We start from the raw sequence: 15,420 nt of genomic DNA, 5'->3' as shown, positions 1-15,420 counted from the left end.
CCGGTTACGGCCGCTGAGATACGGCGTTGTTGTTTCCCGTCTTCTCGATCCTCGGTGAGCCCGAGTGGTAGGTCACCGCGTTGTCGTTGCCCAAGACGCTGATGGTGTCGGCGCTGTCGGATGCGACGCGATTCCCGCTGCCGAAGACCTCGAGCCTCTTGCAGTGGCCGGTGACCGTGTAGTTGTTGTTGTCGCCGTCCAGCTTCAGGTTTCCGTTGTTGCAGTCGATCTTGTCCCTCGCGCCGCTATTGATCATCACGAGGTTCCCCTGCACGGTGGTGCCGGAGTGGCTCAAGAAGAACCCGATCGCGAACACCGCTACGACCGAGCACGCTCCCAAGATCACCTTGCCCCGCGGCGTGTTCAGTGACTTCACGAAATCCGCGAATGCGCGTAGGCCGCCGGATTGCCCGTCGTTCGCCGTGCCGAACGGCTGCGGCGTGGACCCGTTGCCCTGGCCGGCGCCATGCTCGAGCTTGCGAATGTATTGCTCGGGGTCGTCCGCGTCCACGGCTAGATGATCCGCTTCGCGCGGTGTGCAGCGCAACGGTCTGCCGGCAAGGGCCGCATCAAGCCGTCACGGCCAGGGGAAGCCCGGCGCCGGGGGCGGAACCTGGGACGGATCGGCTTCCGCGAAGTGATACACCGGGCCCGACGGGCCGTTCTCAACGGTTACGGCGAACCAGTGGCACACACTCAGGTCGAATCCCGGGGGTATCGGAACCGTGTATCCCCACTTCTGGCCCGGGCAGTAGTGCCAATACGACGGGCCGGCCTCGGCGGGTGCGGCCAAACCCATGCCGGCCACGGCCACGCCGCCCGAAAGCAGCGCGGCTGCAATGACCCGCCGCAAAGAGCGAGGTGCGTTCATCTGATGGTCCTTTCGTTGCTGATTGTGCCGCACGCCGAAGCGCACCGCTGGCGAAATTTTCGGCGTTCGCTCGCGCTACCGATCTCAACCTGGTTGACGTGCACACCGGTGTAGAAGTTGCCGAAGCTCCGGCGTTGGCGCAGAGTACGCGTCAGCGGGGGCGGCAGAAGGGAGTACTTATGAAGTCACAAATCGCTGCGGCCTCCGCACTGTTGGCGTCAGCGATAACTGCGCCGGGTGCACTCGCCGCGCCGGGCGATGCGGTGGTGTACACCGTGACCTCGGACGCGCCGTTGGCGGCGGTGTCGTACATCGACGCGACCGGCGCCCTGCAGATGGTGACCAATCAGCCTGTGCCGTGGTCGATCTCGTTTACCAGCAAGGACACCAGTCCCGCGGCGGTGCTCACCGTCGCCGCGAACCCGACCGGCCAGAAGACGACCTGCACGATCACGGTCAATGGGACGGTGAAGGACACCAAGTCGACGACGGGCACGGGTGAAGCCGGCCTGGCGCAGTGCGCCGCGTAACCGGGGGCGGCTCAGACTGACAGGTCGCGGCGCAGCTTGGCGACGTGGCCGGTGGCCTTCACGTTGTATTGAGCGACGGCGATCTTGCCCTTCTCGTCGACCACGAACGTCGAGCGGATGACGCCCTGCACGGTCTTGCCGTACATCTGCTTCTCGCCGTAGGCGCCCCAGGCCGTCAACACCTTGCGGTCGGGATCCGACAGCAGCGGGAACGTCAGCTTCTCGGCGTCGCGGAACTTGGCCAGCTTCTCGGGCTTGTCGGGGGAGATGCCGATGACGTCGAGGCCGGCGTCACTCAGTTCGTGCAGGTTGTCGCGGAAGTCGCAGGCCTGCTTGGTGCAGCCCGGCGTCGACGCGGCGGGGTAGAAGTACACGATGAGGCGACGGCCCTTGTAGTCGGACAGCGACACCGTGTTGCCGTCGGCGCCGGGCAGGCTGAAGGAGGGCGCTTTGTCACCCGGCGCAAGCCGCGTGGTCTCGGCCAATTCTGGGCCCCTTTCTGTTCACCGGAGCGTTGGGGTTATCGCCAGCTGATCTAGGGTAGTGCCTCAGGTGCATCAGGCCGATTGGGAGGACAGACACGTGGCGGACCGGGACCCCGAGGCCATCAAGCGCGACATCGACGTCGCTCGCGACCAGCTGGCGGCGACCGTCGACTCGCTGGCCGTGCGAGCCAACCCGCGCCGCCTGGCCGACGACCTGAAGGTCAAGGTGGTCGAGTTCGTCAAGAAGCCCGCGGTGACCGTCTCGCTGGCCGGGTTCGGCGTCCTGGTGGTCGTGGTCGTGGTGCACCGGGTTCGCAACCGCTGACCCCTCAGGTCATGCCGGCGCCCGTGCCGCTCTGAACGTGCACCGGGAGGTCGTCGGCCCAGGGCTGCGTCGTGACCATGTCCTCGACCTCGACGTAGCCGCGTTCGAATTCGCCGGTCGCCGCGTCCACCAGCCGGTACTCCTGCCGCTGGAGGTGGATGGGCTGCGCGTCCAGGATCACCACCCGAACGTCGCCGGGCTGGAAGTTGCAGCGCCGCTGTAGCGCCTCGATGAGGCATTCGTTGTGCATGTGCCCGTCGCCGAAGTTCCAGCCCAGCACCATCGCGCACAGCACCTCGCCCTCGCACAGGTTGTAGTCGTCCTCGTCGTAGTCGGCCAGCGCGCGGTGCACGAGGGTGAACAGCGCGCGGCCGTGGGTGTTCATCCCGCGGAACGCCATGGCCAGGTGCAGCGGGACCAGGGTCTCTTCCTTGGAGCCGTACAGCCGCTCGAGCTGCAGGTGTTGCATCGGCCCCAGCGCGCGCGAGCCGGTCCGGAACTTGTCGTCGACCGACGGCTTCACGCACCACACGGTGGTGTCCCAGTTGCCCGCGTAATACCGCATGCCCGGCAGGAAGGACACCTTGCGGGGGTAGAGGTTTCCGACGACGACGACGCCGGCGATGACGACGAACAGGATCGCCACCGGCACCGGGTTGGCCAGGTCGGACAGCCCGAGGGATGCGTGCGCGACGAACAGCGAGAGCACCCCGAAGATCATGAAGACGTTCCACTCCAGCGGCACCCCCATCGGGAAGGCCAGCAGGATGTTCAGGTGGAAGACGATCATCACGAACGCGGCGACGGCGGTCGGCCAGCCGCCGTGCGAGAAGAGCAGCGCCAGCGGCACCAGGCCTTCCACGGCGGTGGAGAAGTGCGCGATGAATCCCGCGAGCGCACTGGGCCGCAGGTCGTCCGGATAGCGCTTGAACATCGACCGCTTGAGCGCGCCGGAGGGGATGAACGGGTTGTTCGCCAGCATCGTCGAGATCACGAACGGGAAGTGCCGGTTGAGTTTTGAGGTGGCCGCCCCGAGCCAAATCACCATGAAGACGACCTTGGCCCCGATGATGGAGTCCGCCCCGGCGAACAGGAAAACCAAAGCCAGCGGCGCGTAGACCTCGCCGCGGGCGGCCAGGAAAATCACCTTGTCCCGCAAGCCGACGACGGCCAGCACGGCCAGGATCGCGACGGTGTGCCAGGGCGCCAAGACGCCAATGTTCGTGTGCAGGGCCGGGATTGGGCCGGTTCCGTCGGACAACAGCGCGATGGCGAGCAGCACCAGCAGCGCGCCGTAAAGCATCGCGTCGATCGGGCTGCGGACGCTGCCCTTGGTCAGCGGCACCCGTTCGGGCCACGGCGGCAAGCGGATGGTGCCGGGCCGCAACCAGTACAGGATCGAGCCCATCGGCGGGAAGTACCGGCCGGCCAGCGGACCGAAGCAGCAGCCGAGGCCGATCACCTCGAACAGCATCGTGTACAGCACGGCCTTCTCGAACACGATCGGTTCCGACCACCACGCGGCGACGCCCGTGAAGCTGCCGATGCCGGTCGTGCACCACCCGAACACCCAGCCGCCGAGGATGTACAGCGCGATCTTCACGCCATACATCACGTGCATGATCAGCGGGGTGCCGAAGCCGTTCTCGGCGATGTGGCGCACCATCGGCACGATCCGCTGCGCGCGCGTCTGCTTGCTCCATTCGGCCACGTCGACGACGGGCAGATTCGGCTGGATGAACCCCATTGCAGCTCCTTCGACGCGGCTCGTTTCCAGGGGCAATCGCTGTGAAGGAGAAGCTACCGGCAGGATCGGCCGCGCGGCGGGCAAATCAGGCCGAAAAAATGGGGCGGTCGGCGGCCGCCCTAAACGTTCAATGGTGCGCCGTCAGGGTTTCGAACCCCGGACCCGCTGATTAAGAGTCAGCTGCTCTACCAACTGAGCTAACGGCGCTTTCGACGGCCGAGACCGCGTACGCGACAATAACAGGGTCCTGCCGCGGAGTGAAATCCCGCGATTTGTCGTGCGGTAGCCACCCGGGAGGGCCCGCGGGGGCGTCGGCGCCGCCGAGCGGCGGAAGCGACTGCGGCGCAACGTCTCTCAGAAAAGCGTCCCGCAGTAAGGCGCGCGATCCGTGCTGAAGGCGGCATCCAGGTCCAGGATTGCACCCGGGCGCTCTTCGGTGATCCGGCCGGCTCGCAGGAGCTCGGAGGCGGGGTGCGCGCCCAGGTAAATCGTGGCCAGGTCGGCCAGGCCGATCTTGACGTCGGTGGGCCCGTCGTGCGGGGTGCATTTCCCCACGCCGTCGCGGGCCTGCAGGAGAAACCGGCCGCCGGCCAGGTCGAGGGGGTCGGTGACCTCGAGTGCGAGCTCGATATCCGCGGCGTACGCGCGGGTGCCAAGCACCTCGGGCACGTCGTTGATGCGCACCCAGAGGAAATCGCTGACGCCGGTGGTTTCGGCGGCCCGCGGGTCGGTGAGCTTGAGAGGCAGCGGGTCGTCCACAGGCAGGTCGATCTCGACGGTGTTGAACATCTCCAGGACGAGCAACGTCTGCAGTAATTCGGTGTGGGCCTCGTCGGTGATGGGGCAGAAGTCTTCGACCACCACGGTGCCCAGTGGCGGCCGGTAGCCGTGATCCGCCTCACCGACGACGCGGTAGGTCAGGAAGCCGTCCGGGTGGATCGTGTAGTTCAGCGCGGTCCCGTTGCCTCGCTGCGTCGGCAGGTCTAGCAGGTGATCCGCCCACCACGCCTCGTCCCGGGCGACCGCGCCATTCGTTGTGGCACACCATCGTTCGTAGATTTCCGGCAGGTGGCTTTTCGCCTCCGCGGCGGTGATCTCCCGAGCGCGGATCTCCTTCGGCGGCGTCCGCAGCTTGGCGAACCGGCGGTCGATCGAGTAGCTGCGCAGGTAACTGCCCACGCCGGCGCCGAAGCCGTCGTACATCGCGGTCTGGGTCGGCACGCCGAAGACGATCGGATAGCCCCGCTCGATCAGGATGCCCAGCCCCTCGGCGCTGAGATGTCCCCACACGCCCTTGCCCTGATGTGTGGACGCGACGGCGATCATTGTTAGCCACGCGGATCGCAGGCTCGCGCCGCCCGGCACTGTCAGCTGCGTGGGATAGATGATCGACGTGCCCACCAGGAATGGCTGTTGGGCATCGGAGACGTCCTCGGCCACCAGAATGTCGTCGACGTCGACGCGGCGTTTCCACGCCTCGATGCCGCGTGGGTCGACCGGATCGCCGAACGTGCGGGCCTGATTTTCGTAAACGGCGGCCAGGTCGTCTTCGGTTGGATGTCGCATGCTGATGGCGTCGTTTTTCGAGTTCAAGGCTCATCCAATCCGCTTATAGCCCAGCCGAACCGGCGCTCCGCAGAGCGAATGCCGTACTGAGGGTGCCCCTTTGAGTCCGATACCCGAGCGGTGGACAACCAAACATGGCCGCCGTCCCAACTGCATATGGGTCAGGTCGTCGCGTTCGGGTATAGGGATACGCCGGGGGATTCCTACCGAAGGGACCGAAGATGCTGCAAGCGATCACCCGACTTGCCATCGCCGCGCCGCGCCGCATCATCGCGGTTGCGGTCTTGGTCCTGGTGGGAGCGGCGATCTTCGGTCTGCCGGTGATCAAGAGTTTGTCCGGCGGCGGCTTTCAGGACCCGACTTCGGAATCCGCCCGGGCGTCCGGCGTCCTTCGCGACAAGTTCAACCAAACGGATCAGCAAATGCTGATCGTGGTAACCGCCCCCGCCGGCGCTCAAAGCGATCAGGCGCGGCGGGTCGGCTTGGACATCGTCGACCACCTGCGCCGATCGCCGTGGGTGTTGAACGTGTCCTCGGCGTGGACGTCGTCGCCGCAGGCCGCCGCCCAACTGATCAGCAAGGACCAAAAATCCGGGTTGGTGGTGGCCGGCCTGAAGGGCGGGGAGAACGACGCCCAGAAATACGCCAGCCGGCTCACCGACAAACTGGTGCACGACCGCGACGGTGTCACCGTGCGCGCCGGGGGCATGGCGGTGGCGTATGCCCAGATCAACGACCAGAACGAGCGCGACCTGCTCTTGATGGAATCCACCGCGATCCCGCTCAGCTTCGCGGTGCTGGTCTGGGTACTGGGCGGCGTGGTGGCGGCCGCGCTACCGATCGTGCTGGGCACCCTCGCGATCGTCTGCACCATGTCGGTGCTGCGGCTGATCAGCTTCGCGACCGACGTGTCGACCTACGCACTGGACCTGAGCATCGCGATGGGGCTTGCCCTGGCGATCGACTACAACCTGCTGATCATCAGCCGTTTCCGCGAGGAGCTGGCGCGCAGCGGCGACCGCGAGCGCGCGCTCGTGCGGACCATGGCCACCGCCGGCCGGACGGTGTTGTTCTCGGCCACCACCGTCGGGTTGTCGATGGCCGTGATGGCGGTCTTCCCGATGTACTTCCTCAAGTCGTCGGCCTACACGATCGTGGTCACCGCGGTCATCGTCGCGGTCGCGGCGGTGGTGGTCACCCCGGCGGCGATCGCGCTGCTGGGTCCCCGGCTGGACTCGCTGGACGGCCGCCGGGTGCTGCACCGCATCCTGCACGGGCGGCGGTCGTTCCGCGACCACGCGCACAAACCGCTCGAGGAGCAGTTCTGGTACCGGTCGACCCGGTACGTGGTCCGCCACGCCATGCCGGTCGGCCTGAGCGTCGTGGCGTTGCTGCTATTGCTGGGGGTGCCGTTTTTGGGCGTGAAGTGGGGGTTCCCTGACGAGCGCGTGCTGCCGCGGTCGGCGTCGGCGCGCCAGGTCGCCGACATGTTGGACAACGACTTCGCCAACGGGTTCGGCAACGGGGTCACCGTCGTCGTGCCCGACGCCCGCGGCGTGGGCCCCGCGGATCTGGATCACTACGCCGCCGAGCTGTCCCGGGTTTCCGGCGTGTCCGCGGTCACCGCACCGACCGGGACGTTCGTCGCCGGGAGCCGGGTCGGCCCGCCCGCCGGGCCCCCCGGCGCCGCCAACGGCACCGCGTTCCTCACCGTGGCCAGCAGCGCGCCGCTCTACTCGGCGGCCTCGAACACCCAGCTCGACCGATTGCACCAGGTCGCCGGGCCCGCGGGGCGGGCGGTCGAGATGACCGGGTTGGCGCAGATCAACCGCGACAGCGTCGGCGCGATCACCAAGCGGCTGCCCGTGGTGTTCGGGCTGATCGCCCTGATCACCTTCGCGTTGCTGTTCTTGCTGACCGGCAGCGCCTTGCTGCCCCTGCAGGCGCTGGCGTGCAATCTGCTGTCGCTGACGGCCGCGTTCGGGGCGATGGTGTGGATCTTCCAGGACGGCAACCTCGGCGCCTTGGGGACCACCCCCAACGGGACGTTGAACGCCAACATCCCGGTGTTGTTGTTCTGCATCGCGTTCGGTCTGGCCATGGACTACGAGGTGTTTCTGGTCTCGCGGATCCACGAATACTGGCTCGCGTCGCAGGCGAGTCAGGAGACGCCGCCGACGCCGGCCGAGGCGCGTGCCGCCACGGACGAGAGCACGGCCCTGGGCATCGCCGGCATCGGCCGGGTCGTGACCACCGCGGCCGTGGTGATGTCGATTTCGTTCGCCGCGTTGATTCCCGCGCACGTGTCGTTCATGCGGATGCTCGGCGTCGGGCTGACCCTGGCCGTGCTGGCCGACGCCACGCTGGTGCGGATGGTCCTGGTGCCCGCGTTCCTTCACCTGCTCGGTCGGTGGACGTGGTGGGCGCCCAAACCGCTGCAGAGGCTGCGGGAACGCTTCGAGACGGGTGAAGCGGAACTCCGCGACAGGGTCGGCCAACCGGCCTGAGCGCGCCGGCGCGTGACACCTGATCGCGCAGCTGTCAAGGTCGGCATGCGAACACACAAAACGCATTACAATGCATGCACTGTTTCTGGTCAGCGGTGACCAACGGGATCAAATTCGTGGAAGGTCACTCGATGACGCCTTTGCGCAGACGACGATCGTGGCTGGCTGCCGCGATCGCTTCGGTTGCTGTGTTCGGCGTTGCCTGCGGTGGCAACCACACCGCGGCGCCGGCGAAAGTGATCTTCGACAAGGGCACCCCCTTCGCCGACCTGCTGGTGCCGAAGCTCACCGCCTCAGTGACCGACGGCGCCGTCGGCGTCACCGTCGATGCGCCGGTGACCGTCAGCGTCGCCGACGGCGTCCTCGCGTCGGTCACCATGGTCAACGAGAACGGCAAGTCGATCGGCGGCCAGCTGAGCCCCGACGGGCTGCGCTGGTCCACCACGGACCAACTCGGCTACAACCGCCGCTACACCCTGAGCGTCAAGGCGCTGGGCATGGGCGGCGCGGCGAGTAGGCAGATGACCTTCCAGACCAGCTCACCCGCCCACCTGACCATGCCCTACGTCGCCCCCGGCGACGGCGAGGTCGTCGGCGTCGGTGAGCCGGTGGCGATCCGGTTCGACGAGAACATCGCGGACCGCGCCGCGGCGCAGAAGGCCATCAAGATCACCACCAACCCGCCGGTCGAGGGCGCGTTCTACTGGCTCAACAATCGCGAAGTGCGTTGGCGCCCAGAGCATTTCTGGAAATCGGGCACGGCCATCGATGTGGCGGTCAACACCTACGGCGTCGACCTGGGTGACGGAATGTTCGGCGAGGACAACGTCAAGACCCACTTCACCATTGGCGACGAGGTCATTTCGACCGCCGACGACACCACCAAGACCGTGACCGTGCGCGTCAACGGCGAAGTGGTCAAGACGATGCCGACGTCGATGGGCAAGGACAGCACGCCAACCGCGAACGGTTTCTACATCATCGGTGGGCGGTTCAAGCACATCATCATGGACTCGTCCACCTACGGCGTTCCGGTCAACTCGCCCAACGGATATCGCACCGAGGTGGACTGGGCCACCCAGATGTCCTACAGCGGCGTCTTCGTGCACTCCGCGCCCTGGTCGGTCGGCGCCCAGGGGCACACCAACACCAGCCACGGCTGCCTGAACGTGAGCCCCAGCAACGCCGAGTGGTTCTACGACCACAGCAAGAGCGGCGACATCGTCGAGGTCATCAACACCGTGGGGTCGACGCTGCCGGGCACCGAGGGGCTGGGCGACTGGAACGTCCCCTGGCCGCAGTGGAAAGCGGGCAACGCCAACACCTGAGGCGTCAGCCGACCTTCTGCCAGACCCCGCAGTTTCTGGTCATGAATGCCCGGTCGGTCGGCAGGATCTGCACCGCCTGGGGACCGTCGTTGACGTTGTTGTCGATGACGTCGTTGGTGTTCAGGCTGCGCAGCCTCGCCCAATAACACCCGCTCTTGCCGGCGCTGCGGTAGGTGCCCGGTTCGATGTCGGTGCCGACGATGAACGTGCCGTCCGACTCGATGGTCGTTTTCGGACCGGGCGGCGGCGGCGGGGTTACGGTCACCGTCACCGTCTTGGTCTCCGCGGGCAGGGTCGAGGTGACGGTGGCCGCCGGGTGGCTGGCCCCGCCGCAGCCCGCGAGCAACACGGCGCAGACCGCGACGGCTGCTCGGATCTGTGGGTTCGGCGGCACGGCCCGCTGTCCCTTCCGCTCACGGGTGCAAACGCGTGGGTCGTCGAGGACCCGAGCGGGCGGGAAGGCAACGCCTCCCAGCCGATTGGGGTGGCTGACGGGGCTCGAACCCGCGACATCCAGGATCACAACCTGGTGCTCTACCAGCTGAACTACAGCCACCATTGCCGCCAACGAGCGGCGACGTCGATACTAACCGGTCGGTGGCTCCGGGGCCGAATCGATTGGTCCCGATGCGCCGTCGCCGCCGCCCAGATCGGCGACCACCGCCTCGATCTCGCTGGTAGACGGTCCCGGCGGCGCCACGAACGCCGTGCGGCGGTAAAACCGCAGCTCGTTGATGGATTCGTGGATGTCGGCGAGCGCCCGGTGGGCGAGGCCCTTCACCGGCTGGCCGAAGTAGATCCGCGGATACCAGCGCCGGCAGAGCTCCTTGATCGAGCTGACGTCGATCATCCGGTAGTGCAGGAACGAGTCCAGCGCGGGCATGTCGCGGGCGATGAAGGCGCGGTCGGTGGCAATCGAATTGCCCGCCAGCGGCGCCGTCTTCGGTTGCTTGACGTGCTGGCCCACGTAGTCGAGCACCATGGCCTCGGCGGTCGCCAGGTCGACGGTGGACGCCCGCACCTCGTCGATCAGCCCTGAACGCGAATGCATTTCGGTGACGACGTCGATCATCGACGACAGCGCCGCGTCGTCGGCGTGGATCACGACGTCGACGCCGTCGCCCAAAATGTTCAAATCGGCGTCGGTGACCAGGGCCGCGATCTCGATCAACTTGTCCGAGCCGAGATCCAGCCCGGTCATCTCGCAGTCGATCCACACCAACTCGTCACGCACAGCGCTCACACTAGGCCCCCGCGGCGCTCACGCCGCCCGTCGCCCCCGCCGGAGAAGTAGTGTGAGCGGTGCCGGACTGCATGCCGAACCACTCGAAGGGCGCAGCACGATGAGCACCGAATCGGCGGAGACACCCGCGCGCCGGATCGCCAACGGCTACGCCGTCGACGGGCAGGCGCTCGAATTGGGCACGGTGGTCGTCGACGGGGCGGCCGACCCGACCGCGCAGATCCGCATCCCGCTGGCCACGATCAACCGGCACGGCCTGGTGGCCGGCGCCACCGGGACCGGGAAGACCAAGACGCTGCAGCTGATCGCCGAACAACTCAGTGCGGCCGGTGTCGCGGTGCTGATGGCCGACGTCAAGGGCGACCTGTCCGGTCTGGCGCGGCCGGGGGAGGCCAACGACAAGACCGCCGCGCGCGCCAAAGACACCGGCGACGACTGGGCGCCGACCGGGTTCCCGGTCGAGTTCCTGTCGCTGGGCACCGGGGGATTGGGCGTGCCGGTGCGCGCGACGGTGGCCAGCTTCGGCCCGGTTTTGCTGTCGAAAGTGTTGGGGCTCAACGCCACTCAGGAATCGACGCTGGGTCTGATATTCCATTGGGCTCAGCAGGCCAACCGCCCGCTGGTCACCCTGGACGATCTGCGCGCAGTCATCAGCCACCTGGCCAGCGACGCGGGCAAAGCCGACCTCAAAGACCTGGGCGGCGTTTCGTCGACGACCGCCGGGGTCATCCTGCGGGCGCTGGTGAACCTCGCCGCCGAGGGCGGCGACACCTTCTTCGGTGAGCCCAAGCTCGATCCCCAGGATCTGCTGCGCGTCGATGCCCAGGGGAACGGCATCGTTTCGCTGCTCGAGTTCAGCGGTCAGTCGTTACGCCCGGTGATCTTCTCCACGTTCTTGATGTGGGTGCTCGCCGACCTGTTCGCGGTGCTGGCGGAGGTCGGCGACGTCGACAAGCCGAAGCTGGTGTTCTTCTTCGACGAAGCGCACCTGTTGTTCGCCGATGCGTCGAAGGCCTTCCTCGAACAAGTCGAGCAGACCGTGAAGCTGATTCGCTCCAAGGGTGTCGGGGTGTTCTTCTGCACCCAGCTGCCCACGGACCTGCCCAACGACGTGCTCTCCCAGCTGGGCGCCCGAATCCAACACGCGCTGCGGGCATTCACGCCCGACGATCAGCAGGCGTTGAGCAAGACCGTGCGAACGTATCCGAAAACCGATGTCTACGACCTGGAGTCGGCGCTGACGTCCCTTGGTATCGGCGAGGCCGTCGTCACTGTGCTCTCCGAGAAGGGCGCCCCCACGCCCGTGGCGTGGACTCGGATGCGGGTGCCGCGCTCGTTGATGGCCTCGATCGGCACCGACGAGATCACGAAGGCGGCGAAAGCCAGTCCGCTGCAGGCGAAGTACGGCCAGACGGCCCAACGAGCGGCGCCGCCGCCCGATGTCGGTGCCCCGAGCGCGCCGCAGCGGCCGCAATCGCAGTCGGACTACCCGCCGGTCCCGGCGAACGAGCCGCCCCCGCCGATGCCGCAGCCGGCGGAACCCAAGGGGCCCGCCTTGTGGGAGGACGTGCTCAGCAACCCAACCGTGAAGAGCGGGATCAACACCGCCATCCGGGAAGCGGTGAAAGGCATCTTCGGCACCGGCCGGCGCCGCAAGAGGTAGGGCTAGCCGCCGCCGAGCTTCTTGTAGAAGCTGCCGACGATCGGCGCGACGATGGCGCGCGGCGCGTACCCACTGGCCACCGACATTGCCTTCGACGTCAAACCCGGAACGACGCGCATCTTGTTGCGCTCCAACGCATCCAGTGACAGCTGGGCGGTGTGCTCGGTCGAGATCCACAAGAAGTCCGGCACCAACCGTTCGACCAGCGAGCGTTCGGCGTCATCGGGGAGGTCGGTGCGCACGGGACCGGGCGCGAGCAGCGTGACGTGCACCCCCGAGTTGCGCAGCTCGCCGCGCAGCGATTCGCTGAAGGTGTTCGCGAACGCCTTGGTGGCCGCGTACGTGGCGTTGTAGGGAATCGGCGAATTGCCCGCCGCCGAACCGGAAATCAGGATGCCGCCGGCCCGGCGCTCGACCATGCCGGGCAGCACCGCCAGCGTAAGGTCGTGCACGCCCAGCACATTCAGCTGCAGCTGGGCTTTTTCCCCCGCCGGGTCCAGCGTGGCAACCGGACCGAACGTGGCGGTGCCCGCGTTCGCGCACAGGATCGAGATGGGCCGGGCCGCCAGTTCGTCGCACAGTTTCGCCCGCTCACCCGGGTCGGCCAGGTCGGCGGGCCGCACGTCGACCGCGACGCGGTACTTATCGGTCAGGCGGGCGGCCAGCTGGTTGAGCAGGTCTTCGCGTCGCGCCGTGACGATCAGGCTGTGTCCGCGCGCGGCCAGTTCGGTGGCCAGCGCTTCGCCGATATTCTGCGAAGCCCCGGTGACGACGGCGCGCGCCTCTGGGCTGGGAGCTGGGATCGGCATAAGGGCAATCGTAGACAGCGGGCGCAGCGCGGCTGGGCGCGGCGGGTGAGCTGCACATAGGCTGCCGGGCATGGCCCAGCCGTCGTCGCGTTCACTCACGCCGGTGCCATCGCGGGTGGTGGCGTGGGCGCTGTGGGACTGCGGCTCCACCGGACTGAACGCGATCGTGGCCACCTTCGTGTTCGCGGTGTATCTGACCAGCAGCGTGGGGGTGGGCATCTCCGGTGGCACCACCCCGGCGAGTTGGTTGGGCCGCGCCGCGGCCATCGCCGGGTTGACCGTCGCCCTGCTGGCGCCGGCGGTCGGCGTCTGGGTGGAGTCGCCGCGCCGCAGGCGGGTGGCACTTGGCGTGCTGACCGCGCTGGCGGTGGCGCTGACGTGCGGGATGTTCTTCATCCATAACCGCCCCGGCTACCTGTGGGCGGGGCTGGTGTTGATGGGAGCGACGGCGGCCTGTAGCGACCTGGCCAGCGTCCCGTATAACGCTATGCTGCGCCAACTTTCGACGCCGCAGACCGCCGGCCGGATCTCCGGCCTGGGCTGGGCGGCCGGCTACGTCGGCAGCGTCCTGCTCCTGCTCGTGGTCTACACCGGGTTCATCTCCGGGAAGGGCTCCGGACCGGATGCCACCCGAGGGCTATTGCACGTGTCCCTGCACGACGGCCTCTACGTCCGCGAGGCGATGCTGGTCGCGGCGGCGTGGCTGGCCATCTTCGCGCTGCCCCTGCTGTTCGTCGCGCACCGGCTGCCCGATTCGACCGAGGTGCACGAGCCGACGAGCATGCTCGGCGGCTACCGCAAGCTCGTCACGGAGGTCGCCGCCGAATGGCGGCGCGACCGCAACCTGGTGTACTTCCTGTTCGCCAGCGCGTTGTTCCGCGACGGGCTGGCGGCGATCTTCGCCTTCGGCGCCGTGTTGGGGGTCAACGTGTACGGCATCTCGCAGGGCGACGTCCTCATCTTCGGGGTGGTGGCCAGCGTGGTGGCGGCGGTGGGCGCGGTCGCCGGGGGATTCGTCGATCACCGAATCGGGTCGAAACCCGTCATCGTCGGGTCGCTGGCCGCGATCGTCACCCTGGGGCTGACGTTGATGCTGCTGTCCGGCTCGGTGGCCTTCTGGATCTGCGGCCTGCTGCTGTGCATGTTCATCGGCCCGTCGCAGTCGTCCTCACGCGCCCTGTTGCTGCAGATGGCCAAGCACGGCAGGGAAGGGGTCGCGTTCGGCCTGTACACGAAGACCGGACGCGCGGTCGCGTTCCTCGCGCCGTGGCTGTTCTCCGTATTCGTGGACGTATTCGGCGCCGTGCGCGCCGGGCTGGCCGGCATCTGCCTGGTGCTGACCGCCGGGCTGTTGGCGATGCTGGCGGTCCGGGTTCCGGCGCGCGGCGCGCTCGCGGCCGAACCGTCGTAGGGCGCTCAGCCCCTGCTGTCGCAGATCGTCAGCCCCACACCCACTCGCTTGCTCACCTGGACACCGTCGATGGTGACCGAGCAGGTGACGTTGTGGCCGATGTTGACGATCGTCACGTTGGCCGGGTGCACCGCCGACTTGGACAGGCTGACCTCTTTGGTCCACGGCAGCGCGACGTTGAATTCGGTCTGGATGACGTCACCGCTGTCGACGTACATGATGCTGATCGCGCGGCCGTCACCGGCGACGCTGTAGACGATGTCCTGCATGGCGGCCGGCCCGGTGGACTCGGTGGGCGTGGGCGCGCCGGCGCTCGGCGGCACCGGAGCCGGGAGGCGCGGTGACGACGTGCGCGGCGATGGGCTCGGCATCGTCGTGGTCGTCTCCGGCATGGCGGGCAGCGGCGGGACGGCGGTCTGGGTCTTGATCGCGTCGTTGACCAGCACCAGGGCGATGACCAAGGCGACCACCAGCAGCACCGCCGCGGCGGCGACGATCCACAGCCAGCGCGGTGGGTTTTTCGGGCCTCCAGGGGGCGCGGAACCCGTGCCCTGCGAAGGCAGGTCGCCCGACGGGGGGAGGTCCTGTTGCCAATACGCCGGCAGCTGCCTGGTCGTGTTGGCGTCGTTCGTGTTCGGCGCCCACGGCGGAACCTGCCCGCCGTAGGCGGGGGCGTATGGCGCCTGCTCGGCGTACGCCGGATCGGTGGGCGGTGGGTACCACGGGCCCTGCGCCGGCAACGGGGGACTGAACCGGTCGGTGGGACGTGAATCGTTCATGTCCACCTCATGGATTGCAGAGTACCTGCGCCGGGCGCCCGAACGGCGAATCACCTCACCGGCGCCGGCTCCGGGGGCACCCGTTGCCGGCGGCGAGGGCGGCGACCGTCATCGCCCGCATGACCGCGCGGGACCGCGCCGCGCGGGCCGGCTTTC

15 protein-coding genes and 2 tRNA genes are annotated in these 15,420 nt (G+C 67.7%); 6 read left to right on the top strand and 11 right to left on the bottom strand.

The genetic code is table 11. The annotated features are described in order from the left end of the window. Positions 1-4 precede the first annotated feature (4 nt). Both A5702_RS14115 and A5702_RS14110 read right to left on the bottom strand, forming a co-directional pair. Positions 5-511: a DUF3060 domain-containing protein gene (locus A5702_RS14115; RefSeq protein ID WP_068221449.1), complete on the bottom strand. Its 507-nt coding sequence runs from the start codon at positions 509-511 to the stop codon at positions 5-7. A gap of 66 nt (positions 512-577) precedes the next feature. Further along, entirely contained in the window at positions 578-871 is a 294-nt protein-coding gene (locus A5702_RS14110) for a hypothetical protein (RefSeq protein ID WP_156669627.1), read from the bottom strand. Between the two features lie 179 nt (positions 872-1,050). Here A5702_RS14110 and A5702_RS14105 point away from each other — a divergent pair, with 179 nt between their 5' ends. Next, complete coding sequence (locus tag A5702_RS14105; RefSeq protein ID WP_082956067.1) at positions 1,051-1,401, top strand: MmpS family transport accessory protein; 351 nt, start codon at positions 1,051-1,053, stop codon at positions 1,399-1,401. An 11-nt stretch (positions 1,402-1,412) separates the two neighbouring features. Here A5702_RS14105 and bcp read toward each other — a convergent pair whose 3' ends face one another. Further along, on the bottom strand, positions 1,413-1,886 hold the full coding sequence (gene bcp, locus A5702_RS14100; protein ID WP_068221445.1) for a thioredoxin-dependent thiol peroxidase: 474 nt from the start codon (positions 1,884-1,886) through the stop codon (positions 1,413-1,415). Positions 1,887-1,983: 97 nt separating this feature from the next. On the opposite strand from bcp, the gene A5702_RS14095 reads away from it, so the two are divergent. Beyond that, positions 1,984-2,211: a DUF3618 domain-containing protein gene (locus A5702_RS14095; protein WP_068221489.1), complete on the top strand. Its 228-nt coding sequence runs from the start codon at positions 1,984-1,986 to the stop codon at positions 2,209-2,211. Between the two features lie 4 nt (positions 2,212-2,215). Here A5702_RS14095 and A5702_RS14090 read toward each other — a convergent pair whose 3' ends face one another. The 3 genes from A5702_RS14090 to A5702_RS14080 form a co-directional block, all read right to left on the bottom strand. Then, positions 2,216-3,958: a DUF3556 domain-containing protein gene (locus A5702_RS14090; protein WP_068221443.1), complete on the bottom strand. Its 1,743-nt coding sequence runs from the start codon at positions 3,956-3,958 to the stop codon at positions 2,216-2,218. A 131-nt stretch (positions 3,959-4,089) separates the two neighbouring features. Continuing rightward, positions 4,090-4,165: transfer RNA gene (locus tag A5702_RS14085), tRNA-Lys, on the bottom strand. Between the two features lie 147 nt (positions 4,166-4,312). Further along, positions 4,313-5,524, bottom strand: a complete 1,212-nt coding sequence (locus A5702_RS14080) for a GNAT family N-acetyltransferase (RefSeq protein ID WP_369817910.1) — start codon at positions 5,522-5,524, stop codon at positions 4,313-4,315. A gap of 221 nt (positions 5,525-5,745) precedes the next feature. On the opposite strand from A5702_RS14080, the gene A5702_RS14075 reads away from it, so the two are divergent. Together A5702_RS14075 and A5702_RS14070 are read left to right on the top strand one after the other, a co-directional pair. Further along, the gene (locus A5702_RS14075; RefSeq protein WP_082956066.1) at positions 5,746-8,031 is read left to right on the top strand and encodes an MMPL family transporter; all 2,286 of its coding nucleotides are present in this window, start codon (positions 5,746-5,748) and stop codon (positions 8,029-8,031) included. A gap of 131 nt (positions 8,032-8,162) precedes the next feature. Beyond that, positions 8,163-9,359 carry an Ig-like domain-containing protein gene (locus tag A5702_RS14070; protein ID WP_082459959.1) on the top strand — a complete coding sequence of 399 codons (1,197 nt, stop codon included), beginning with the start codon at positions 8,163-8,165 and terminating at the stop codon, positions 9,357-9,359. A gap of 4 nt (positions 9,360-9,363) precedes the next feature. On the opposite strand, the gene A5702_RS14065 is transcribed toward A5702_RS14070, so the two are convergent. The 3 genes from A5702_RS14065 to orn form a co-directional block, all read right to left on the bottom strand. Further along, a complete protein-coding gene (locus A5702_RS14065) occupies positions 9,364-9,753 on the bottom strand; it encodes a hypothetical protein (RefSeq protein WP_156349678.1) in 390 nt (129 codons plus the stop codon). Positions 9,754-9,839: 86 nt separating this feature from the next. After that, a tRNA-His gene (locus tag A5702_RS14060) sits at positions 9,840-9,915 on the bottom strand. A gap of 30 nt (positions 9,916-9,945) precedes the next feature. Beyond that, on the bottom strand, positions 9,946-10,593 hold the full coding sequence (gene orn, locus A5702_RS14055; RefSeq protein WP_055404880.1) for an oligoribonuclease: 648 nt from the start codon (positions 10,591-10,593) through the stop codon (positions 9,946-9,948). 109 nt (positions 10,594-10,702) lie between these two features. Here orn and A5702_RS14050 point away from each other — a divergent pair, with 109 nt between their 5' ends. Then, on the top strand, positions 10,703-12,265 hold the full coding sequence (locus A5702_RS14050) for a helicase HerA-like domain-containing protein (RefSeq protein WP_068221487.1): 1,563 nt from the start codon (positions 10,703-10,705) through the stop codon (positions 12,263-12,265). Positions 12,266-12,267: 2 nt separating this feature from the next. Here the strand turns inward: A5702_RS14050 and cmrA are convergent, their stop codons facing one another. Beyond that, complete coding sequence (cmrA, locus tag A5702_RS14045; protein WP_055404879.1) at positions 12,268-13,074, bottom strand: mycolate reductase; 807 nt, start codon at positions 13,072-13,074, stop codon at positions 12,268-12,270. Between the two features lie 70 nt (positions 13,075-13,144). Between cmrA and A5702_RS14040 the strand changes: the two genes are divergently transcribed. After that, positions 13,145-14,485 (top strand): MFS transporter, encoded by a 1,341-nt coding sequence (locus A5702_RS14040; protein WP_068221440.1) that lies wholly within the window; start codon positions 13,145-13,147, stop codon positions 14,483-14,485. 5 nt (positions 14,486-14,490) lie between these two features. Here the strand turns inward: A5702_RS14040 and A5702_RS14035 are convergent, their stop codons facing one another. Next, positions 14,491-15,264 carry an MmpS family transport accessory protein gene (locus A5702_RS14035; RefSeq protein ID WP_068221485.1) on the bottom strand — a complete coding sequence of 258 codons (774 nt, stop codon included), beginning with the start codon at positions 15,262-15,264 and terminating at the stop codon, positions 14,491-14,493. Positions 15,265-15,420 lie beyond the last annotated feature (156 nt).

The sequence above is a fragment of the Mycobacterium sp. E3339 genome (genome assembly GCF_001666915.1).
Classification (GTDB): Bacteria; Actinomycetota; Actinomycetes; order Mycobacteriales; family Mycobacteriaceae; genus Mycobacterium.
This window is presented reverse-complemented; position numbering and strand designations above follow the sequence as displayed.

Bases quoted from the DNA above. Each gene is read 5' to 3' on its own strand.
- A5702_RS14035 (WP_068221485.1), bottom strand. From the start codon at position 15,264: ATGAACGATTCACGTCCCACCGACCGGTTCAGTCCCCCGTTGCCGGCG.
- cmrA (WP_055404879.1), bottom strand. From the start codon at position 13,074: ATGCCGATCCCAGCTCCCAGCCCAGAGGCGCGCGCCGTCGTCACCGGG.
- A5702_RS14050 (WP_068221487.1), top strand. From the start codon at position 10,703: ATGAGCACCGAATCGGCGGAGACACCCGCGCGCCGGATCGCCAACGGC.
- A5702_RS14070 (WP_082459959.1), top strand. From the start codon at position 8,163: ATGACGCCTTTGCGCAGACGACGATCGTGGCTGGCTGCCGCGATCGCT.
- A5702_RS14040 (WP_068221440.1), top strand. From the start codon at position 13,145: ATGGCCCAGCCGTCGTCGCGTTCACTCACGCCGGTGCCATCGCGGGTG.
- A5702_RS14105 (WP_082956067.1), top strand. From the start codon at position 1,051: ATGAAGTCACAAATCGCTGCGGCCTCCGCACTGTTGGCGTCAGCGATA.
- A5702_RS14075 (WP_082956066.1), top strand. From the start codon at position 5,746: ATGCTGCAAGCGATCACCCGACTTGCCATCGCCGCGCCGCGCCGCATC.
- A5702_RS14080 (WP_369817910.1), bottom strand. From the start codon at position 5,524: ATGCGACATCCAACCGAAGACGACCTGGCCGCCGTTTACGAAAATCAG.
- A5702_RS14110 (WP_156669627.1), bottom strand. From the start codon at position 871: ATGAACGCACCTCGCTCTTTGCGGCGGGTCATTGCAGCCGCGCTGCTT.
- A5702_RS14090 (WP_068221443.1), bottom strand. From the start codon at position 3,958: ATGGGGTTCATCCAGCCGAATCTGCCCGTCGTCGACGTGGCCGAATGG.